The sequence below is a fragment of the Gorillibacterium terrae genome, from assembly GCF_051594785.1.
Lineage (GTDB): Bacteria > Bacillota > Bacilli > Paenibacillales > NBRC-103111 > Gorillibacterium.
This window is the reverse complement of sequence record NZ_JBPPGI010000002.1, coordinates 508,754-528,010: the sequence shown is the minus strand read 5'-3', so window position 1 is coordinate 528,010 and position 19,257 is coordinate 508,754. Positions and strand designations below refer to the sequence as shown.

At 62.4% G+C, this 19,257-nt stretch carries 20 protein-coding genes; 1 reads left to right on the top strand and 19 read right to left on the bottom strand.

From position 1 onward, the window contains the following. Positions 1 to 14: 14 nt before the first annotated feature. A complete protein-coding gene (locus ACSEXS_RS12485; protein ID WP_438433550.1) occupies positions 15 to 371 on the bottom strand; it encodes an Asp23/Gls24 family envelope stress response protein in 357 nt (118 codons plus the stop codon). A gap of 228 nt (positions 372 to 599) precedes the next feature. Between ACSEXS_RS12485 and rpmB the strand changes: the two genes are divergently transcribed. Then, the gene (gene rpmB / locus ACSEXS_RS12480) at positions 600 to 788 is read left to right on the top strand and encodes a 50S ribosomal protein L28 (protein ID WP_058301644.1); all 189 of its coding nucleotides are present in this window, start codon (positions 600 to 602) and stop codon (positions 786 to 788) included. A gap of 93 nt (positions 789 to 881) precedes the next feature. Here rpmB and spoVM read toward each other — a convergent pair whose 3' ends face one another. The 18 genes from spoVM to dapF form a co-directional block, all read right to left on the bottom strand. Then, the gene (gene spoVM / locus ACSEXS_RS12475) at positions 882 to 965 is read right to left on the bottom strand and encodes a stage V sporulation protein SpoVM (protein ID WP_438433594.1); all 84 of its coding nucleotides are present in this window, start codon (positions 963 to 965) and stop codon (positions 882 to 884) included. A gap of 237 nt (positions 966 to 1,202) precedes the next feature. Next, positions 1,203 to 1,484, bottom strand: a complete 282-nt coding sequence (locus tag ACSEXS_RS12470) for a hypothetical protein (protein ID WP_438433549.1) — start codon at positions 1,482 to 1,484, stop codon at positions 1,203 to 1,205. Next, entirely contained in the window at positions 1,477 to 2,148 is a 672-nt protein-coding gene (gene rpe / locus ACSEXS_RS12465) for a ribulose-phosphate 3-epimerase (RefSeq protein ID WP_438433548.1), read from the bottom strand. The genes ACSEXS_RS12470 and rpe overlap by 8 nt, the downstream gene beginning before the upstream one ends. Before the next feature lie 4 nt (positions 2,149 to 2,152). Continuing rightward, positions 2,153 to 3,046, bottom strand: coding sequence for a ribosome small subunit-dependent GTPase A (rsgA, locus tag ACSEXS_RS12460; RefSeq protein ID WP_438433547.1), 894 nt, complete (start codon positions 3,044 to 3,046; stop codon positions 2,153 to 2,155). A 1-nt stretch (position 3,047) separates the two neighbouring features. Beyond that, entirely contained in the window at positions 3,048 to 5,165 is a 2,118-nt protein-coding gene (pknB, locus tag ACSEXS_RS12455; RefSeq protein WP_438433546.1) for a Stk1 family PASTA domain-containing Ser/Thr kinase, read from the bottom strand. Positions 5,166 to 5,167: 2 nt separating this feature from the next. Next, positions 5,168 to 5,926, bottom strand: a complete 759-nt coding sequence (locus ACSEXS_RS12450; RefSeq protein ID WP_438433545.1) for a Stp1/IreP family PP2C-type Ser/Thr phosphatase — start codon at positions 5,924 to 5,926, stop codon at positions 5,168 to 5,170. Positions 5,927 to 5,931: 5 nt separating this feature from the next. Next, positions 5,932 to 6,987, bottom strand: coding sequence for a dual-specificity RNA methyltransferase RlmN (gene rlmN / locus ACSEXS_RS12445; protein WP_438433544.1), 1,056 nt, complete (start codon positions 6,985 to 6,987; stop codon positions 5,932 to 5,934). Between the two features lie 105 nt (positions 6,988 to 7,092). Further along, entirely contained in the window at positions 7,093 to 8,703 is a 1,611-nt protein-coding gene (gene rsmB, locus ACSEXS_RS12440; protein ID WP_438433543.1) for a 16S rRNA (cytosine(967)-C(5))-methyltransferase RsmB, read from the bottom strand. Beyond that, complete coding sequence (gene fmt / locus ACSEXS_RS12435; protein ID WP_438433542.1) at positions 8,700 to 9,692, bottom strand: methionyl-tRNA formyltransferase; 993 nt, start codon at positions 9,690 to 9,692, stop codon at positions 8,700 to 8,702. Before fmt ends, rsmB begins: the two co-directional genes overlap by 4 nt. Then, positions 9,689 to 10,180, bottom strand: coding sequence for a peptide deformylase (def, locus tag ACSEXS_RS12430; RefSeq protein WP_438433541.1), 492 nt, complete (start codon positions 10,178 to 10,180; stop codon positions 9,689 to 9,691). The genes fmt and def overlap by 4 nt, the downstream gene beginning before the upstream one ends. Before the next feature lie 95 nt (positions 10,181 to 10,275). After that, positions 10,276 to 12,924: a primosomal protein N' gene (priA, locus tag ACSEXS_RS12425; RefSeq protein ID WP_438433540.1), complete on the bottom strand. Its 2,649-nt coding sequence runs from the start codon at positions 12,922 to 12,924 to the stop codon at positions 10,276 to 10,278. Beyond that, complete coding sequence (coaBC, locus tag ACSEXS_RS12420) at positions 12,924 to 14,162, bottom strand: bifunctional phosphopantothenoylcysteine decarboxylase/phosphopantothenate--cysteine ligase CoaBC (RefSeq protein WP_438433539.1); 1,239 nt, start codon at positions 14,160 to 14,162, stop codon at positions 12,924 to 12,926. Before coaBC ends, priA begins: the two co-directional genes overlap by 1 nt. A 90-nt stretch (positions 14,163 to 14,252) precedes the next feature. Further along, positions 14,253 to 14,468, bottom strand: a complete 216-nt coding sequence (gene rpoZ, locus ACSEXS_RS12415; protein WP_438433538.1) for a DNA-directed RNA polymerase subunit omega — start codon at positions 14,466 to 14,468, stop codon at positions 14,253 to 14,255. A 1-nt stretch (position 14,469) separates the two neighbouring features. Continuing rightward, the gene (gmk, locus tag ACSEXS_RS12410) at positions 14,470 to 15,111 is read right to left on the bottom strand and encodes a guanylate kinase (RefSeq protein ID WP_438433537.1); all 642 of its coding nucleotides are present in this window, start codon (positions 15,109 to 15,111) and stop codon (positions 14,470 to 14,472) included. After that, positions 15,101 to 15,361 carry an extracellular matrix/biofilm regulator RemA gene (gene remA, locus ACSEXS_RS12405; RefSeq protein WP_040948586.1) on the bottom strand — a complete coding sequence of 87 codons (261 nt, stop codon included), beginning with the start codon at positions 15,359 to 15,361 and terminating at the stop codon, positions 15,101 to 15,103. The genes gmk and remA overlap by 11 nt, the downstream gene beginning before the upstream one ends. Before the next feature lie 82 nt (positions 15,362 to 15,443). Beyond that, complete coding sequence (locus tag ACSEXS_RS12400; RefSeq protein WP_438433593.1) at positions 15,444 to 16,334, bottom strand: YicC/YloC family endoribonuclease; 891 nt, start codon at positions 16,332 to 16,334, stop codon at positions 15,444 to 15,446. A gap of 91 nt (positions 16,335 to 16,425) precedes the next feature. Next, complete coding sequence (locus ACSEXS_RS12395) at positions 16,426 to 18,351, bottom strand: bifunctional homocysteine S-methyltransferase/methylenetetrahydrofolate reductase (RefSeq protein WP_438433536.1); 1,926 nt, start codon at positions 18,349 to 18,351, stop codon at positions 16,426 to 16,428. A 36-nt stretch (positions 18,352 to 18,387) separates the two neighbouring features. Then, positions 18,388 to 19,227 carry a diaminopimelate epimerase gene (gene dapF, locus ACSEXS_RS12390; RefSeq protein WP_438433535.1) on the bottom strand — a complete coding sequence of 280 codons (840 nt, stop codon included), beginning with the start codon at positions 19,225 to 19,227 and terminating at the stop codon, positions 18,388 to 18,390. Positions 19,228 to 19,257: the final 30 nt, after the last annotated feature.

The following is a 19,257-nucleotide window of genomic DNA, read 5'->3' as shown; positions in this document are numbered from 1 at the left end:
CCTTCCGGTAGGGGTCAAGCACCGCGTACGCCCTGCACAATAATATTGACGAAATCGACTTTCAGACCGAACACTTCGTTCAGCACATATTTTACCCGGTTCTGCACATTGTGCGCGACTTCGGATATCTTCGTTCCATAACTCACAATGATATACAGGTCAATGTGCAGGCCATCCGGCTCATAGCGGATTTCGACGCCGCGGCTTAAGTTTTCGCGTCCGAGAAGCTCGGAGATTCCGTCCTTGAACTGCTTCCGGGAGGACATGCCCACAAGTCCGTAGCAATCCAGAGCGGCGGAGCCGGCGAGAACCGCGACCACCTGATCCGATACGTGCACCTTTCCTTTTTCATAAGCAAGCTCGATCGGCATGGTTTCCATCACCTTTGTTTCATCAAGATTCGGGATAACTCCCATTGTACTATAATCAAAGGAAGAAGGAAATGCAAATTCATTTTCAAAACCCTGCCGAAAATCGCCCGGAGGGCGGTTGACTACCCGTTTTTGGCTATGCTATTATGTTCTAGTATGTTTTTCACGCATGTATGACGGATAACGAACGGATGTTCTTCCGGATGAGTCTTTAAGGAGGTGTATCGAATGTCTCGCAAATGCTTTGTTACCGGCAAATCGCCGAAATCGGGCAACAACGTTTCCCACGCGAACAACAAAACCAAGCGCTCCTGGGGCGTCAATGTGCAGAAAGTGCGCATTCTCGTCGACGGAAAGCCGAAGCGCGTCTATGTTAGCACCCGCGCCCTGAAGGCCGGCAAAGTTACCCGCGTGTAACGGCCGCTTCCTTTTCTTGAATTCGAACGATTAAAAGCACCTGGCCTCCAGGTGCTTTTTGCCGTCCTCGCGGCCCTTTTCCTCCGCCTGCCGTCAACTGTTCTTGCTGAAGGTGTTCAGCAGCGCCTTGACAACCCCTCCCAGGAATTTGGGAAGCTTGATCGTATAGAACTTCATATGCCAACCGCCTCCGATCGCCAGAATCATGATATCCTATTCCCGCTCGAACCCCCGCGTACCGCCCGCGGGCGAAGAAAAAAGGCCGCATAAGCGGTCTACGCTCCTGCAACCCATTGTATGACCGGACGAAGCCGGATATGCCAAGTAGGCGGTTCACTCCGGAACGGCGGAAAAGGTTCGATTCTTCTGTCTATACCCTCGTCCCTATTGAAATATACATCAGCCTGCAGCAGGTTACTTCTGATCCGTCCCGGTCAGGTAAATCGGATTGATGTACCAGCCGTTGACATAAGCCAGCGCCACATAGACCGTCGTAAAAAGCAGCGTGAGGATGACCGCTGCCGCGATCAGGCCGATGCGCGCGCCCCAGCCTTCATGGCGCTTGAAGAACTGAAAGCCGACGAATAGCGCGCCGACGGAAAAGAGATAGCGAATGAAGCCGGGAACGAGTACAAACAGGCTCATGAGCAGCGAGATGGCGAGGGTGAAGCCGATGAACTCCAGCGCTTTACGCATGATCCACCGCCGCGTTACGAATCGTCCGAATGGCCTCGGCACGGTCGGGCTGGCCGAATACGGCATTTCCCGCCACCAGGACATCGGCGCCGGCGGCCGTAACAATCGCCGCCGTATCCGCTTGAATCCCGCCGTCCACCTCAATGCGGACCCCGGCGAGTCCCCGATTGTCCAACTCCGCACGGAGCTCGCGGATCTTCGGAACGACGGATGAAATGAACTTCTGGCCGCCGAAGCCGGGATTCACGGTCATCAGCAGGACAACATGTACTTCTTCGAGGACATGCTTAATCCACTCCAGCGGGGTAGCGGGGTTCAGCACCACGCCGGGCTTGGCCCCCTGGTCGCGGATGAGCTGCAGCGTCCGGTTGAGATGCTTGCACGCCTCCGCGTGAACCGTGATGATGTCGGCCCCCGCCTTTGCAAATTCGGGGATGTACGCATCCGGATTCTCGATCATCAAGTGAACGTCGAACGGCAGCTTCGTCACCGGCCGGATCGCCCGAACGATCGGCGGCCCGAAGGTCAGGTTCGGCACAAAGTGCCCGTCCATGATATCAATGTGAATCCAGTCTGCTCCGCCTCTCTCGGCGTCGCGGATTTCTTCTCCGAGCCGGGAGAAATCGGCGGAAAGGATGGATGGGGCGATCGATACAGGTTGCAAGCGGTCAGTACCTCCGTTTCCGTTCCTTGATCTCCGTCAGGAACTGAATGTAATGCTCATACCGCCAATCGGCCAGTTCGCCCGCGTCGACCGCAGCCCGGACGGCGCAGTCCGGCTCCTTGTGATGCAGGCAGCCGCGGAAGCGGCAGGCCGAGGCGTACGTGCGGAAATCGCGGAACGCTTCGGCCAGCTGCTCGGCTTCGAGCTCGGCAAAATCCAGCTGGCTGAAGCCGGGCGTATCGGCGATCCAGCCGCTGCCGAGCGGGATCAGCTCGACATGCCGGGTCGTATGGCGTCCCCGTCCGAGTCGGGTGCTGATCTCGGCGGTGAGAAGCTCCAGCCCGGGAAGCAGCGCGTTCACGAGCGACGATTTGCCGACGCCGGATTGGCCGGCGAACACGCTCACCGAGCCTTCGAGACGCTCGCGGACGGCCTCCACTCCCTCCTGCCGCTTGGAGCTGGTCAGGAAGATTTCATAGCCCATCCGTCGGTACGCCTCGATTTCCGTCCTCCACCCCGCATCGGCCGTGGAAAGGTCAGTTTTGCTCAGCACCAGGACGGTCTCCAGGCCCGCATGCTCGATGTGAACGAGGAACTTGTCCAGCAGTTGCGCGTTAAACGCCGGCTCGTGAACCGAGAAGACGAGAACGGCCAACTCGGCGTTGGCAATCGGAGGGCGGACGAGCTCGCTCCGCCGTTCTCCGATCGCATCCACTGTGCCTTCCCCGTTCTCCGTCAGGCCGAATTCCACCCGGTCTCCGACAAGCGGGGTGATTTTTTGCTTTTTGAAAATGCCCCTGGCCCGACACTGGATGAGCTCTCCGGAACCCGGAGGCCGTCCGTCGGGAAGCACGTAGTAGTACCCGCTCAGGGCCTTGACGATCATGCCTTGCGCCATATCAGTTTCCCTTCTCGGTGGCCGATGGATTGACACTGCCCGTTGCCGGCGTCGCTTCTTCTCCGGAAGGAGAAGGCGAGCCTTGCCCCGGACTGGCCGAGTTGTCGGTGCCCGAGTCGGTCGGCGTCGGAGTCGGGGAGGGAGGTACCGTCTTGGCGTCCAGGTAATTCTGATAGGTGAAGATTTGGTGCTGCAAAAGCTTGTTGTCCCGGAACACCTTGATGTCCGCAGGGGTATCCTTGGTGACGGTAAACGGCACATTCAATACCGTATCTTCCTTGATCTGCTTCGTGGAGACAATCCGGTTCTCGCTTCGGGCGTCGCTCACTTCGACCCGGACGGTCGAAGACTTGCCCGGCTTGGCCGGAGCGATCGGCAGATCGATCGACCAGTCGGCGGCGTCCGCCGGCTGTCCGGTCGAGACGTAGACGGTGATGTTGGTCGCATCGGCGTCCACCTCGTCCCCTTCATTATAAGGATGCTGCTCAAAGACGATCCCCGCCGGCTGATCGAAGCTCGCCCGCTTGACGATGTTAGCGTCGTTCAGCTTAAGGCCTCTTGCCGCCAGCATTTCCTTGGCCAAGCTCAGTTTCTTGCCGACCAGATTCGGCATCGTAGCCACCGCCCGGCCTTGGCTGGTCTTGAAGACGATGCTGTCCTTCGTCGGGTTAAAGGGGTCTCCGGCCTTGACCGACTGCTCCAGGATCGTGCCTTCCTCCTGATCGGAGAATTCCGGCTCCTCCGTGATCCGGGCCGGGTCCATCCCCAGGGCGCTGAGAGCGGCCACCGCTTCCGCCAGCTTGCGCCCGACGTAATTGTCGATCGCGACCGATTCCGGACCGGTGCTGACATAGAGCTGCACCACATAGTCCGGCTTCACCTTCATGGAATTCGGACCGCCTTCGGGGTTCTGCTTGATGACGCGGTCCTTCTCCACCTCGGGATCGCTCTGGTCGTTGCGCTCCGCCTTCAGCTGCGACTTCTGCAGGATATCCACAGCTTCGGCATAAGTTTTGCCCGTGACATCCGGGATGGTGATGTCGTCCGGGGCCGCCATTTTCTTAACCTGCTGGGCGGCGATCAACAGGGCGACGACGACGATCACGAAGATCGCGCTCCATACGACCGGCTTCACCCACTTCTTTTTGCTCTTCGGTGCCGGACCGGACGGGGCCGCCCGGAACTCTTCCTTACGAGGAGCCTCATATCCGCTGTCCGTGCGAATCGCCGGAATCACCCGAGTCCGCTCCTCGTCCTCCTCGTCGATGTCGGCGAAGACCCGCTTGGGCTCGTTTCGCCGCTCGGGACGCAGGCAGGTCTCCAAGTCGTTCAGCATTTCCTTCGCGGACCGGTAGCGGTCGTCCGGATTCTTCCGCATCGCTTTGAGAATGATGTTCTCCACACTCTGCGGAATGAGCGGATTCACCCGGCGCGGCTCCTCCACGTTCTCCTGAAGGTGCTTAAGCGCCACGCTGACCGGACTTTCTCCGGAGAAGGGCAGCTTACCCGTCAGCATCTGATAGAGGACGATGCCGAGCGAGTACAGATCCGATTTGGCGCCGGCCGCGGTTCCCTTCGCATGCTCCGGAGAGAAGTAATGCACCGAGCCTACCACCGAGCCCGTCTGGGTGATGCTGGAGGAGGCGCCGGCCCGGGCGATGCCGAAATCGGTTACCTTGACCCGGCCGTTGCGGCCGATCAGGATATTGTGCGGCTTGATGTCGCGGTGGATGATTTGGTTGCTGTGGGCATGATCGAGAGCGTCGCAAATCTGGGAAGCGATGTTCACCGCTTCCTCAACCTGGAGGGGAGCCCTCTCCTTGATCAATTCGTTCAGGGTATTCCCTTCGACATACTCCATGACGATATAATGGATATCTTCCCGCTGACCGACATCGTAGATGCTGACAATGTTCGGATGCGACAGGGCCGCCGCCGACTGGGCTTCGCGGCGAAAGCGCTGGATGAATTCCTCGTCGTGCACGAATTGGGGGCGCAGCACCTTGACGGCGACGACCCGGTTCAGGAGGATGTCCCGCGCTTTATAGACGAGCGCCATTCCGCCCCCGCCAACCCGGTCCAAGATTTCGTAGCGTCCCGCTAATGTTTGGCCGATCATCGTCATCCTCCCATCCCGGCAGGCTCGGCCGGAGCGTTCTCCAGCAGAACAACCGTCACGTTATCGTCTCCGCCCTCGGCGAGCGCCAATTCCACGAGCGCGTCCGCCTTGCTTTCCAGATCGCCGTCCGCTTGAAGCGTCTCGGCGATCAGCCGCTCGGAGACCATCCCGCTGAGCCCGTCGCTGCACAGCAGCAGCAGGTCTCCCGACTTCCAGGAGTGATAGCGGATGACGGCGTCCACGCGCTCATCGGTGCCGAGCGCTCGGATCAAGACGTTGCGGCGGGGGTGCTTCTCGGCTTCTTCCTTGGTGAGCTGGCCCGAACGCACCAACTCGTAGACCAGGGAATGATCCTCGGTCAATTGCACCAGCTTGCCGCCCTGGTACAGGTAAGCCCGGCTGTCGCCGATGTGGGCGATCAGCAGGCCCACTTCGTCCGCCAAGGCCAGTACGACCGTGGTTCCCATACCGCTGAACTGCTCCTGGCTCTTCGAGGTCTCGTAAATCCGGGTGTTGGCGATGGCGATCGCCCGAGCCAGCTTTTCCTCGTACTCCGCGTAAGGCTCCCCCTCCGGGAGGGTGTGCAGCTCATCGCGGATCAACTCGACGGCAAGCTGGCTTGCCGTATCGCCCGCCTGATGGCCCCCCATGCCATCGGCCACCATGGCGAGCGTAAATCCCTGAAGCTCGGGCACCACCAAAGCCCGATCCTCATTCACGACACGGACGTTGCCGATGTCGGTTCTGCTGGCTGACTTCATCCCCATCACCTCTTGGCACTCGACTCCATATGTTTGGCACGCAGCTGTCCGCATGCCGCCGCGATGTCGCTCCCCTGCTCCCGGCGGATCGTCGCGTTGATCTTGCAGCGCTCCAGCACCCGCTGGAATTCGAAAATATCGTTGCGGGAGGTTCGCGTGTACTTCCGTTCGTGAACGTAATTGACCGGGATCAGGTTGACATGGCTGAGCGGCACATGCTCCTTGATCAAGGCGGCGAGCTCCTCCGCGTGCTCCGGCTGATCGTTGACGCCGCCCATCAGCGCGTATTCGAAGGTGATCCGCCGGCCGGTCTTCTCCACGTAATACTTGCAGGCTTCGATGACCTCCGCCAGCGGAAAGCGGCGGTTGACCGGCATCAGCTTGGAGCGCAGCGCATCGTTCGGCGCATGAATCGAGAGCGCCAGATTGATCTGGGTATCCTCGTCGGCAAACCGGTAGATGTTCGGAGCGATCCCGCTCGTCGATACCGTGATGTGGCGTTGCCCGATGGCCAACCCCTTCTCGTGGATCATCACCCGCAGGAATTTCATCAGCGCATCGTAATTCTCGAAGGGCTCGCCGATGCCCATGACGACGATGCTGCTCACCCGCTCGCCGGTCGCATCCAGCAGCTGCTGAGCTTTGACGATCTGGGCGATGATCTCGCCGGGAGCGAGGTCCCGCTTCAACCCGCCGAGGGTGGAGGCGCAGAAGGTGCAGCCGACGCGGCAGCCGACCTGAGTCGTCACGCAGACGCTGTTGCCGTAGTCGTGCTTCATGATGACGGTCTCGATGGCATTCTTGTCCTGGAGCTCGAACAAGAATTTCACGGTGCCGTCCTGCGAGGACTGCCGGGCGATCTCCGTGAGCGTCACGAATTGGAACTGGTCGTTCAGCTTGTCGCGCAGCGCCTTCGGCAGATTGGTCATCTGCTCGAAGTCGGTGACGCGCTTGACGTACAGCCAATCGAAGATCTGGTTCGCCCGGAAAGCGGGCTCGCGGTTTTCCTTGGCCCAAGCCTGCCAATCGTCATATGTCAAATCGTAGATGAACGGTTTCATGGATTCCCACCTATTGGTCAAGATATGGAACTTCCGCTTCGGCATAGCGCGCGGCTCAGAGGGTTGACTCGGGAGACGCCTTGCCTGCGGCGGCGGTTCATCCCTTTATTTTATCATAGGTGCGGTCCGTTTGCCGAATCGGGCGATAAAAAAGCCGTCCGTGCCAAAATCGCTGGGCAAGAGCTGCAAGCTTCCCCGCTCCGCCGCTTCGGCCAGCTCCCGGCGCCGCTCTTCGGAAGGCAACCGGAGGCTGCGGTCGTCCGACGGTACGGGCTCGTCCGGCTCCGGCGGCGAGGCGAGCCCGCGTACCAGGCTATCCGGGAACGGCTCGGGCCGAAACTCCGGATGGCGCCGGAGGAAGGCTTCGGCCTGCTGGGCGTTCTCTTCCGGCTCGGTGGTGCAGGTGCTGTAGACCAGCACGCCGCCCGGCTTCAAGAGACCGTGCACCGCTTCCAAGAGCTCCTCCTGCAGATGGGCGAGCTCGGCAATCTCCTCCTCGCGCTTCGTCCATTTCAGCTCCGGCTTGCGGCGGATGACGCCAAGCCCGGAGCAGGGAGCGTCAAGCAGAATCCGGTCGAAGCTTTCCGGCGGATAGAGCGAGCCCAGCTCGCGGGCGTCGGCGACCACGGTCTTGACGACGGACAGGCCGAGCCGCTGCGCTTGGGCTGCGATGAGCGCCTCCTTGTGCGGATGAATGTCGCAGGAGACGACCTCGCCTCGGCCCGCCAGCTTCTCGGCGATATGGGCCGTTTTGCCGCCGGGGGCGGCGCAGCAGTCGAGCACGCGCATTCCCGGCTCCGGGGCAAGCGCTTCGGCAACGAGCATCGAGCTCTCGTCCTGGATGCTGATGACGCCGCTTCGGAACCGCTCCGTCTCGGCAAGGTTGCCGCCGCCGGCCACCACCAGTCCCGGAACCGGCAGCGCGGAGAAGCGGACGGGCACGCCTTCCGCCCTCAGCTCACGGGCCAGCTCCGCCGGCTCGGCCTTCATCCGGTTGACGCGGAGGCTGCTGTGCGGCGGCTCGTTGTTCGCAGCGAGGACCCGTTCAGCCTCGGCTTCGCCATAGCGGTCGACATACCGCTTCACGAGCCATTCCGGATGGGATTCGCCGAGGGCGATCCGCCGGACGGCCGGAAGGGAATCGTCGGGGACGAGCTCCGCCTTCCGGCGGAGGACATTGCGCAGCACGGCATTGACCATGCCCGAGATGCCCGAGTGGCCGCGCCGCTTGGCGATGTTGACCGCTTCGCTCACCGCCGCGTGGGCGGGAACACGGTCCAGATAGAGCAGCTGATACAGGCTCATCCGGAGCAGGCTCAACACCCAGGGCTCCAGCTTGCCGAGCCCCTTGGCGACGAAGCGGGAAAGATAGTCGTCCAGCGTGTTCCGGCGCTGGATCGTGCCATAGACCAGCTCGGTGGCAAGCCCCGCGTCCGCCCGAGACAGCGAAAGCCGCTCCAGCGAGCGGCCGAGCAGCAGGTTGCTGTACGAGCGGTCCCGTTCCACCCGGGTGAGAATGTCGAGCGCCGCCTCGCGGGCGGTCGTCGGCTTCGGCCCGGGCTTGGCCGGGGTATCCGGCCTCTTCGCTTGCGCCGATGGCTTGGCGGCTTGGGTTTCCGGCCTCTTCGCTTGCGCCGACGGCTTGGCGGCTTGGGCCTGCGGCTTGTTCGCTTTGGGCGCCGGTCCGGAAGGCTTCCGGGAGTTCGGGCCGCTCATCGGCCGTCCTCCCCGGAAGCGGAATTCGGATTCACCGCGCCCAGCACGTCCCCCACGCGGATGCCTCCGCCCCGTCCGAAGGCGGCCGCGTCCATCGCCTTGCGGCCGGCGGGCTGCACCTCCGTCAGCCAAAGCGTGCCATCGCCAGCCGACACCTCGATGCCGGCGCCGTTGACCGTCAGGACCGCGCCCGGTTTCGAGCCGGAAGAGGGCGCTTGTCCGCTCGCTTGCGGCGGCTTGGCCGCCCAGACCTTCAGGACTTCCCCGTTATGCTCGGTGTAAGCCACCGGCCACGGGTTGAGCCCGCGGATGCGGTTAAACAGCTCGCGCGCCGGCTTCGACCAATCGAGCCGCTCGTCTTCGCGCTTCAGCGTCGGCGAATAAGTCGCCTCCGCGTCATTCTGAGGCACCGCCTGGATGGTTCCCGCGATCAGCTCCGGCAAGGTTCGCCGCAGCAGCTCCGCTCCCTCCCGGCTGAGCTTGTCAAACAGCGTGCCCGCCGTGTCCTCGTCGGTGATGGGCACGGCGACCCGGCTGATCATATCGCCGGTATCGAGGCCCTCGGCCATGTACATGATCGTCACGCCGGTATCCGCGTCTCCGTTTAAGAGGGCATATTGAATAGGCGCGCCGCCCCGGTACCGGGGAAGCAGCGAGCCGTGAACGTTGATGCAGCCGTATTTCGGCAGCTCGAGCACCGCTTTCGGCAGGATCTGGCCGTAGGCGGCCGTTACAATCAGGTCCGGCTTGAGCGCCGCCACCTCGGCCACCGCCTCCGGACGGCGCAGCCGCTCGGGCTGGAGTACCGGAATCCCCCGTTCCAAGGCAACCGTCTTGACCGGAGGCGGAGTCAGCACCCGCTTCCGGCCCTTGGGACGGTCGGGCTGGGTGACGACGCCGATCACGTCATAGCCCTCATCCAGCAGAACGTGCAAGGAGGGGACGGCGAAGTCCGGCGTCCCCATGAACAATACTCGTATTTGGCTCATTTCGGGCCCTCGTCCTCCTCGTCCTCATCCGGCTCGGCGTACACCTTCACCGCGATGTCGGTGAACAACACTCCGTTCAGGTGATCGACCTCATGCTGGATGCAGCGGGCGAGCAGGTCGGTCCCCTCGATTTCCACTTCGTTGCCTTCCCGGTCGAGTCCGCGCACGCGAACCTTCTGGGCGCGCTTGACGTCCCCCATCAGCCCCGGGATGCTCAAGCAGCCTTCCGGCCCCAGCTGTTCGCCTTCCTTGTGGACGATCTCCGGGTTGACCAATTGGATCAGCCCGTGTTCATCCCCCACATCCATGACGATCGCGCGCTTCAAAATGCCGATCTGCGGAGCGGCAAGGCCGACTCCCGGCGCATCGTACATGGTGTCGGCCATGTCGTCGAGCAGCTTCTGGATGTTCGGGGTGATCTTCGGAACCGGCTTTGCGGTTTGCCGCAAGACGGGATCGGGTTCTTTGACAATGATGCGGATGGCCATAGCAGCCACTTCCTCTCGCGTTATTATGAAAAGTGTATTGCCGTCGGCCCTGCCGCATTCCAGCAAGGACGGACGGCCGCAAAAGCTTTCGTCCTTTACATGAGCATGAGCGGGTCGACATCGACGCTGATCTGCAGGTTCTCCTTGGCGCAGACCTCGTCGAAGGCGGCCGTAGCCTTGGCCGTCAGCTCGGAAACGGGAGCGTTCCCCCGATATTTTATCATGCAGCGAAACCGATATCTATCTTTGATCCGGGCGATGGGCGACGCCACGGGCCCCAGCACCTCCACCTCGCCTGCGGTCTGCAGACCGCCGCCGTCTTCGAGCGCAGCGAACAGGTCTCCGGCTTCCAGCTGCGAGGAATCCCGGTAAACGCCGGCCGCTTTGGCAAAACTGCGCAGCTTCTCGGCGAACGCCTCCGCCGAACGGACCAGGAACGGAATCTCCGGATGCGACAGGGTGACCAGGATCAACCCGCAGTATGGCGGATAGCCGCACTGCCGGCGCACCTCCAGCTCCTCCTCCACGAAGCCCGCATAATCATGCTTGGCCGAACGGACGATGCTGTAATGATCGGGGTTATAGGTCTGAACGAACACCTCGCCGGGAAGATGATGGCGCCCCGCCCGACCGGCCACTTGGGTCAGAAGCTGGAAGGTGCGCTCCGCCGCCCGGAAATCGGGCAGCCCCAGCACTGTATCGGCGGCGATGACCCCCACCAGCGTAACGTCGGGAAAATCGAGCCCCTTGGCCACCATCTGGGTGCCAAGCAGCACATCCGCCTGCTTGTTGCGGAACAAGGTCAGCCATTTTTCATGCGAGCCCTTCTCGCTCGTGGTGTCCACGTCCATGCGGATGACGCGGATGCCGGGGAACAGCTTGGCCAGCTCCTCCTCGACTTTCTGGGTGCCGGTGCCGAAGTAGCGGATGTGCGTGCTGCCGCATTCGGGGCAGACGTCCGGCTGCCGCTCGGTATAGCCGCAATAATGGCAGCGCACGAGGTGCGAGCTCTGATGATAAGTGAGCGAGATGTCGCAATGGGGGCATTGCAGCGTGAAGCCGCAGGTGCGGCACATCACGAAGGTCGAATACCCCCGGCGGTTCAACAGCAGCACCGATTGCTCCCGCCGTTCGAGCCGCTCGGCCAGCGCCCGGTACAAGGGGCGGCTGAACATCGAGCGGTTGCCCTCGGCGAGCTCGCTGCGCATGTCCACGATCTGGACCGGCGGCAGCGGCCGGTTTTCCACGCGCTCCGACATGGTGAGCAGCCGAAAAGGCGGGGCTCCCGCCGCCGGCCCCGAAGCAACCGGCACCGGTTTCCGGAAGCGCGCCGTATCCGCGTCTCCCGCCCGGTTAAGGCCCGCGGCCGTCTCCCGCTGCGCATCCGCGGCTTCGCCGGGCAGCGCGCGATAATAGCTCTCGAGCGAGGGGGTGGCGGAGCCGAGCACGACCACCGCCTGGTGCGCCCGAGCCCGCTCGACCGCTACCTCGCGGGCATGGTATTTAGGGCTCTCCTCCTGCTTGTAGGAGGATTCGTGTTCCTCGTCGATGATGATCAGGCCGAGCCGGGTAAACGGCGCAAACACCGCGGATCGGGCGCCGATTACGACGCGGACCAGCTTCATGCTGATCTTGCGCCATTCGTCGTAGCGCTCACCCGTGGACAGACGGCTGTGCAGGACGGCCACTTCGTCGCCGAACCGTCCCTTGAAGCGTTCAACCATCTGCGGGGTCAGCGAGATTTCCGGGACGAGCACGATCGCTTCCTTGTCCAGATCCAGACACTGCTGGATCGCTTGCAGGTAGACCTCCGTCTTGCCGCTGCCGGTGACGCCGTGCAGGAGGAATACCTCCTGGCGGGAGCGGACCACGGCCTGCCGGATCGGCTCGAACACCCGGCGCTGCTCCAGCGTGAGGGCCAGCGGCGTGGTGCGGGCGAACCGGCGGCCCGCATAGGGATCGCGCAGCACCTCGACCTCCCGCAGCTCCAGCCAGCCTTTGTCAGCCAAGCTCTTGACCGTGCCTGCACCGACGTTGAGCTGAACCATCAGCTCGGTCAGCTTCACCGGCTCGGGATGCTCCGCCAGATGCAGGAGGACTTCCTTCTGCCGGGTGGCGGTGCGGGGAAGCTGGTCGGCGTAGCCGGTGAGAAGCGCCGCGTTTTCGGGCGGAAACACCGTGAGCGCCTTCTTCTTGGCAAGCCGGTTGCGGATAGACTGGGTCTCCTCCAGCATGCCGGTTCGAATCTGCTCCCGAATCCACAGGCTGTCTTCGGGAAACCGGGCCAAGAGGGCGTCCAGCGAGACGCTGCCCTTTTCCCGGATGAACGCGAGAATCTTCTCTTGGCCGGTCACCGTGAGCTGCCAGGGATTGCTCTCGCTCGCCCGGTCGCTGACGGTAATCTGCCGTTCATATTTCGCCTTGAGCGCCGCTGGAATCATCGCTTGCAGCGCAGTCAGCTCATGGCACAAGTACGCACGGCTCATCCAGCGGGCCAGATCGACCAGCTCGGGCGTGAGCGGCGGGTACATGTCCAGGACATGGTCGATCGCCTTCAGCCGCTTGCGGTCCACATCCGTCGTATCGGATAGGCTCACGACGAAGCCGAGCACGGTGCGCGGCCCGAACGGAACGCCCACCCGGCTGCCGATTTCGATCCAGGGCGCGAGCGCCGCCGGAACGAGATAATCGAAGGGGCGGTTCGTCTGCTTGGCGGCGACATCGACGACGACTTGGGCAAACATCACACACGCCCTCCGCAAGCGTCGGCGGCCCGTTCGCCTGCGCTCATCCGCTCCTCCGCCAGACGGAGGATGCGTTCGGCCGTTTCCCGCTTGCTCAGAACCGGCAGCTCCAGAACCGGGCCCTCCTTATCGAATACCGTCACGATATTCGTATCGGTGCCGAAGCCCGCCGCCTCGCGGGAGACGTCGTTGCCGACGACGAGATCGCAGTTCTTGCGGTGCAGCTTGTCCATGGCATGCTTCTCCAGCCCGTCGGTCTCGGCGGCGAAGCCGATAAGGAACTGGCGATCCTTGCGCCGGCCCAGCTCCTCCAGGATGTCGGGATTCTTCACCAGCGTCACCTGCAGTGTATCGCCGGTCTTCTTGATCTTCTGCGGAGCGGTCTCGGCCGGACGGTAATCGGCGACCGCCGCCGCTTTGATGACCAGGTCGGCGTCCGCATAGCGGGACAAGACCGCCTCTTCCATATCCAGCGCGGATGTGACGCGAACCACCTGGACGCCCGCCGGCAGCGGTTCGCTCACCCGCGCCGCGATCAGGGTAACCTCCGCCCCGTGGTCCCGCGCCGCTTCCGCCAGGGCAAAGCCCATTTTCCCGGAGGAATCGTTGGTGAAATAGCGGACCGGATCGAGCCGTTCCACCGTTCCGCCCGCCGTGACGAGCACCTTTTTGCCGGACAGCGGCCTCGGAGTCTCCATCGCCGCGAAGCGCTCCTTCAAGAACTCGACGATCTTCTCCGGCTCTTCCATCCGCCCTTTGCCGACGTACCCGCAGGCCAGTTGACCGACGCCGGGCTCGATGAATTCGACTCCGCGTTCCCGAAGGACCGCCAGATTCGCTTGCGTGGCCGGATGGCCGTACATGTGCACGTTCATCGCCGGAGCGGCAAATACCGGGGCCGTGGTCGCCAGCAGGATGGTGCTCAGCATGTCGTCGGCGATGCCGGTCGCCATTTTGGCCAGCATGTTGGCCGTCGCCGGAGCCACGACCACCGCGTCTGCCCGGTCGGCCAAATCGATGTGCGAGATGACGCCGGGGTCCAGCTCGTCGAAGGTATCTACCCTCACCGCTTCGTGCGACAAGGCCTGGAACGTCACCGGACCGACCAGCTTCGTCGCCGATTCCGTCATCACCACGTGAACCTTCGCTCCCGCCTGAGTCAGCTTGCTGCACAGCGCCGCCGCTTTGTAAGCGGCGATTCCCCCGCATACGCCGAGAACGATCGTCTTTCCCTTCATCCGTATCCCTCCCGTAACTACTATCCGTTCTGCTTCCCTCTGAAAAAAATAACAACCTTGTCGGTTGTTATTGGAAAATGGCTTAGCCGTTTATTTAAGGACTTCCTTGGTTTGGACCTTCTCGTACCGAATCTGATCCCCGTACAGTTCTTCCAGAGCCACGCCGACCATCTTGTGCGCTTTCGGATTGACGATTTCTTGTTGGGCCCCTTCCCTCAGCATGCGCGCGCGCTTGGCGGCGGCTACGACCAGGGAGTATTTGCTGTCCACTTTGTCCAGCAGCTTGTCGATCGACGGATATAACACGTTAATGCACCTCTTCTAACCATTTTTGGATAGCGGGCATGAAGCGTTCCCGCTTGCAATGCTCGGCGGTCAATATGGATTGAATGCGGTCGCAGGCCAGGTCGACCCGGTCGTTGACGATCGCATAATCGTAATGCTTCACGAGCTCCAGCTCGTCCCGGGCCGCCATCATGCGGCCGGCGATGACATCCTCGGTCTCCGTACCGCGGCCGACGATCCGCGATTCCAGCTCGTCGAGCGATGGCGGCAGGAGGAACAGGAACACGCCCTCGGGAAACTTCTCCTTGACCTTCAGTGCACCCTGGACGTCGATTTCGAGAATGATATCCTTGCCTTCCTCGATCGTCTTCTCGACAAAATCCTTGGGAGTGCCGTAGTAATTGCCGACGTACTCGGCCCATTCCAGCAGCTCGCCTTTCTCAATCATGGAGAGGAACTCTTCCTTGGTGCGGTAAAAATAATTAACGCCTTCCCGTTCTCCTTCCCGCGGCTTGCGGGTGGTGGCGGATACGGAATAAATGAGGTCGCTCGCACGTCCCCGCAATGCTGTACAGACCGTCCCCTTGCCGACTCCCGAAGGGCCGGAGAGCACGATCAGGATGCCCCGTTCTTTGGTTTGCGCAAGCTGGCTGCTATTCGTCATTGTCGTCGTCCTTATTGGAGAGTCGGTGTGCGACGGTCTCGGGTTGAACCGCAGACAGGATAACATGGTCGCTGTCCGTGATGATCACGGCCCGGGTCCGCCGCCCGTAGGTTGCGTCGATTAACATGTGCCGGTCCCGTGCTTCCTGAATGATCCGTTTGATCGGCGCCGATTCGGGGCTGACGATGGAGATAATGCGGTTCGCCGAGACGATGTTGCCAAATCCGATATTGATCAATTTGATGGCCATTTGGTTCCTCCCATGAAGGTGCCCCGGCATACGCATGGCTTGACTGGCACGGGTCTTCTCTTGAAAGCACGATTGAAAAAAATCATTCGATATTCTGAATCTGCTCGCGGATCTTCTCGAGCTCCGCCTTCGTCTCCACCACGATTGCGGCCATCTCGGCGTCGCCGGCTTTGGAGCCGATCGTGTTGACCTCGCGGTTCATCTCCTGAACGAGAAAATCCAGCTTTCGGCCCGCAGGCTCTTCCGAGCGGAGCAGGCTCTCGAACTGCGCATAATGGCTGGCAAGCCGGGTCAACTCTTCGTCCACGTTGCCCCGTTCGGCAAAAATGGCGGCCTCCATGGCCACCCGCTGCTCATCGACCGGCACATCCTCCAGCAATCCGCGGAGCCGTGCCGTCAGCTTCTCCCGGTATGCTCCGACCACGAGAGGAGCCCGATCCGCAAGCCGGTTGCGGTTATCCCGCAAGAGCTGCAGTCGCTCTTCCAGGTCCCCGAGGAGGTAGCTCCCTTCCGCCTCCCGCATGGCGACGAGCCGGTCGGCTGCGGTTCGGAAGACTTCCGTTACCAGGAGAGGAAGAATGCCGCCTTCCGTACCTTCCGCTTCCGGGCTTGTCAGCAGGACATCCGGCAGGGATAACAAATGGTGGACGGATACGTCCGAATGAAGTCCGTAGCGCTTGGCAATCTCTTCGGCGGCCGCCATATAGCGGTCCAGCGCGGTCCAGTTCACCCGCGCCTGTGGCTCAAGCCGCTCCGTCCGGTCGACGAATACCGACGCTTCCGTCCGGCCTCGCTTGACGAGCCCTTTCAACTCCTGCTTGAGCGCTTCCTCGAGCGGAAGCAGCTCGCGCGGCAGCCGCAGGGAGATCTCGTTGTACCGGTGGTTGACCGTACGTAGCTCGACGCGAACGGTATATCCCTCCGCCGTCTTTTCGGCGGAGCCGAATCCGGTCATACTGCGTGTCACAAGCATCACATCCGATATCCTATTTTAGAATATCGGCAAGATTCCCGCAACCTCTATCTTTTTACCCGATATTCGCAGGTTTATCTCGCCTTCCCGCCTATTCGTTCGCGTTTGCGCCCGTCTTTGCCGTCTTCTCCCGGATATGCGAGGTGAGCTCCGCCGTCATCCCGGCGAACATCATCGGCGTCATCAGGTAGATGCCGCGGAAATACCGCATCGCCGTATCGGCCAGCTCCTTGGCGATCTCGACACCGACGCGGCGGCCGTCCTCTCCGCCGAGTCCCCTCATCCGGGCGCGGATTTCCTCCGGAATGCGGATGCCGGGCACCTCGTGATGGAGAAACTCGGCGTTGCGTTCGCTCATCAGCGGCATGATGCCGATGAATACAGGGGCTTCCAAATGCCGGGTAGCTTCATACAGCTTTTCTATTTTCAGCGGGTCGTATACCGGTTGGGTCATAAAAAAGTGAGCGCCCGCTTCGATTTTCTTCTCCATGCGGAGGATGGCCTTGTCCAGGTATTTGACGTTCGGGTCGAGCGCCGCTCCGATGACGAAGTCCGCCTTCTCCTTGAGCGGCTTGCCCGAATAGGCGACGCCTTCGTTCAGTTGGCGCATCATGCGGATCAGATCGAGCGAGTTCATATCGAACACCGAGCTCGCACCCGGCAGATCGCCGACACGGGCCGGATCGCCGGTCACGGCGAGCACATGGCGGATGCCCATGGCGTGCATGCCCATCAAGTGGGACTGCGTGCCGATGGCGTTGCGGTCGCGGCAAGCCACGTGCAGAAGCGGGCGCATGCCGAGCCGCTCTTTGACCAAGTGTCCGATGGACAGGTTGCTGATCCGCGTCATCGCAAGGGAGTTGTCGGCCATGGTGATGGCGTCCACGCCGGCCCGCTGCAATTCGGCCGAAGCCTCCATGTAGCGGCCGATGGACAGATCACGGGGCGAATCCAGCTCGACGATCACCGTGTGGCGCCGCTTCACCTGCTCGACCAGGCTGGGCTCGATCGCAGCGGCCGGTTGCCCGTCCGTCCGGGACGGCGCGAAACCTGCCGCAGGCTTCGAAGCGGCGGTCGGCCGAGCCGGCGGCGCGGGCACCGAAGCGTCCGGCCGGCCGGCTCCCGCAGCCGGCGTCCGCCCTTGGGCCTGAGCCGCCTGGCGGCTCAGCGCTTCGGCGATGGCCGCGACATGCTCCGGCGTGGTGCCGCAGCAGCCGCCGATCAGACGGACGCCGCGCGCAAGCAGCGGCGGCACCTTGTCGGCGAAATAGTCCGGCTCCGCCCGGTAGGTCACCTTGCCTTCCTCGATGGCGGGAAGGCCGGCGTTGGGGTAGACCGATACCGGCAGCGGGCTGCCCCCCAGCTTATCGAGGGCGCGTTCAATGCCGTCCGGGCCGCTGTGGCAGTTGAAGCCGACGACGTCGGCTCCTTCCTCGCGCAGGCGCTCGAAGGCTTCGGCAAACGGAATGCCATCGAAGGTATTGCCGCTGCCGTCGGTGGCGAACTGGCAGACGAGCGTCGCAGTGCCCAGGTTGCGGACGATCCGGACAGCGATCAACATCTCCGACAGCTCATAGAAGGTTTCCAATAGAATACCGTCAGCGCCGGCCTCCAGGAGTACCCCGATCTGCTCGATGAACGCCCGCCGGACCGTCTCCTCGCCGACTCGCCGCCGTCCGGCTCCCCGGATGGAGCCGACAGCTCCGAGCACATAGGCGTCCGGGCCGACGGCTTCGCGGGCGAGGGCGACCCCTGCCCGGTTGATCGCCGCCGTCTCCTCCTCCAGTCCGAACCGGGCCAGCTTCTCGCGGTTGGCGGAGAAGGTATTCGTCTCGATCACCCGGGCTCCCGCTTCATAATACCGGCGGTGGATATCCCGGATGACATCGGGACGGACTACATTGAATTCTTCATAGGGGATGCCGACCGGAAATCCCATCTGGTACAAATAGGTCCCCATCGCTCCGTCCCCGACCAGGACGCCGCTCTCAAGGGCGGTGCGCAAATCCGGTTTCATCCCAAGCTCTCCTTTAGGCCATATCGATTATTTCGTTTACCCGACCGATGCACCGGTGAAGACTTCCACCGCCGGTCCCGTCATGTAGACCCGTCCGTCGGCCTCGCTCCATTCGACAGCCAGGTCGCCTCCGGCGAGCGACACGGTGGCCCGCCGCGAGGAATGCCCGTTCAAGACCGCTGCGACGAGGCTCGCGCAGGCTCCGGTTCCGCAGGCGAGCGTCGGTCCGGCTCCCCGCTCCCATACCCTCATCACGAGATGCTCCGGCGTTTCCACGGAGACGAATTCGACGTTGGTCTTCCGGGGGAACAGCGGATGGTTCTCCAGCTTGGGCCCCCAGTCCGCCAGATCGACCTGTGTTGCATCGTCCACGAAGATAACGCAGTGCGGGTTTCCCATTGAGACGGCGGTGAACCGGAACCCGCGGCCGCCCGCTTCGATTGGCCGGTCGACGATCGATTCTCCCTCAAGCGTCGTCGGGATGAGCGAAGCTGCCAATACCGGCGCGCCCATGTCCACCCGAACCGCAGCCGCCTTCCCGTCCGGTCCCGGCGTAATCGTGACCGGCTGAACGCCCGCGCCGATCGTCTCAATGGTCAGCTCGGTGCGGGAGACGATACCGCGGTCGAACAGGTATTTGGCGGCGCAGCGGATCGCGTTGCCGCACTGCTCCGGCTCCGAGCCGTCCGAGTTGATGATCCGCATCATCCGGTCGGCCTTCGCCGACGGCAGCAGATAGACGAGACCGTCGGCGCCGATGCCGAAGTGTCGGTCGCACCACTCGACGGCGCGCTGCGAAGCGTCCTCCGGCAGCTCCTTTTCTCCGTAGAGGATGATAAAATCGTTGCCGAGCCCCTGCATTTTGGTAAATTTCATGAACGTTCTTCCCTTCGTCCGAACCGGTGC

Bases quoted from the DNA above. Each gene is read 5' to 3' on its own strand.
- ACSEXS_RS12485 (WP_438433550.1), bottom strand. From the start codon at position 371: ATGCCGATCGAGCTTGCTTATGAAAAAGGAAAGGTGCACGTATCGGAT.
- rpmB (WP_058301644.1), top strand. From the start codon at position 600: ATGTCTCGCAAATGCTTTGTTACCGGCAAATCGCCGAAATCGGGCAAC.
- spoVM (WP_438433594.1), bottom strand. From the start codon at position 965: ATGAAGTTCTATACGATCAAGCTTCCCAAATTCCTGGGAGGGGTTGTC.
- ACSEXS_RS12470 (WP_438433549.1), bottom strand. From the start codon at position 1,484: ATGCGTAAAGCGCTGGAGTTCATCGGCTTCACCCTCGCCATCTCGCTG.
- rsgA (WP_438433547.1), bottom strand. From the start codon at position 3,046: ATGGCGCAAGGCATGATCGTCAAGGCCCTGAGCGGGTACTACTACGTG.
- pknB (WP_438433546.1), bottom strand. From the start codon at position 5,165: ATGATCGGCCAAACATTAGCGGGACGCTACGAAATCTTGGACCGGGTT.
- ACSEXS_RS12450 (WP_438433545.1), bottom strand. From the start codon at position 5,926: ATGAAGTCAGCCAGCAGAACCGACATCGGCAACGTCCGTGTCGTGAAT.
- rlmN (WP_438433544.1), bottom strand. From the start codon at position 6,987: ATGAAACCGTTCATCTACGATTTGACATATGACGATTGGCAGGCTTGG.
- rsmB (WP_438433543.1), bottom strand. From the start codon at position 8,703: ATGAGCGGCCCGAACTCCCGGAAGCCTTCCGGACCGGCGCCCAAAGCG.
- fmt (WP_438433542.1), bottom strand. From the start codon at position 9,692: ATGAGCCAAATACGAGTATTGTTCATGGGGACGCCGGACTTCGCCGTC.
- def (WP_438433541.1), bottom strand. From the start codon at position 10,180: ATGGCCATCCGCATCATTGTCAAAGAACCCGATCCCGTCTTGCGGCAA.
- priA (WP_438433540.1), bottom strand. From the start codon at position 12,924: ATGTTTGCCCAAGTCGTCGTCGATGTCGCCGCCAAGCAGACGAACCGC.
- coaBC (WP_438433539.1), bottom strand. From the start codon at position 14,162: ATGAAGGGAAAGACGATCGTTCTCGGCGTATGCGGGGGAATCGCCGCT.
- gmk (WP_438433537.1), bottom strand. From the start codon at position 15,111: ATGACGAATAGCAGCCAGCTTGCGCAAACCAAAGAACGGGGCATCCTG.
- remA (WP_040948586.1), bottom strand. From the start codon at position 15,361: ATGGCCATCAAATTGATCAATATCGGATTTGGCAACATCGTCTCGGCG.
- ACSEXS_RS12400 (WP_438433593.1), bottom strand. From the start codon at position 16,334: ATGCTTGTGACACGCAGTATGACCGGATTCGGCTCCGCCGAAAAGACG.
- ACSEXS_RS12395 (WP_438433536.1), bottom strand. From the start codon at position 18,351: ATGAAACCGGATTTGCGCACCGCCCTTGAGAGCGGCGTCCTGGTCGGG.
- dapF (WP_438433535.1), bottom strand. From the start codon at position 19,227: ATGAAATTTACCAAAATGCAGGGGCTCGGCAACGATTTTATCATCCTC.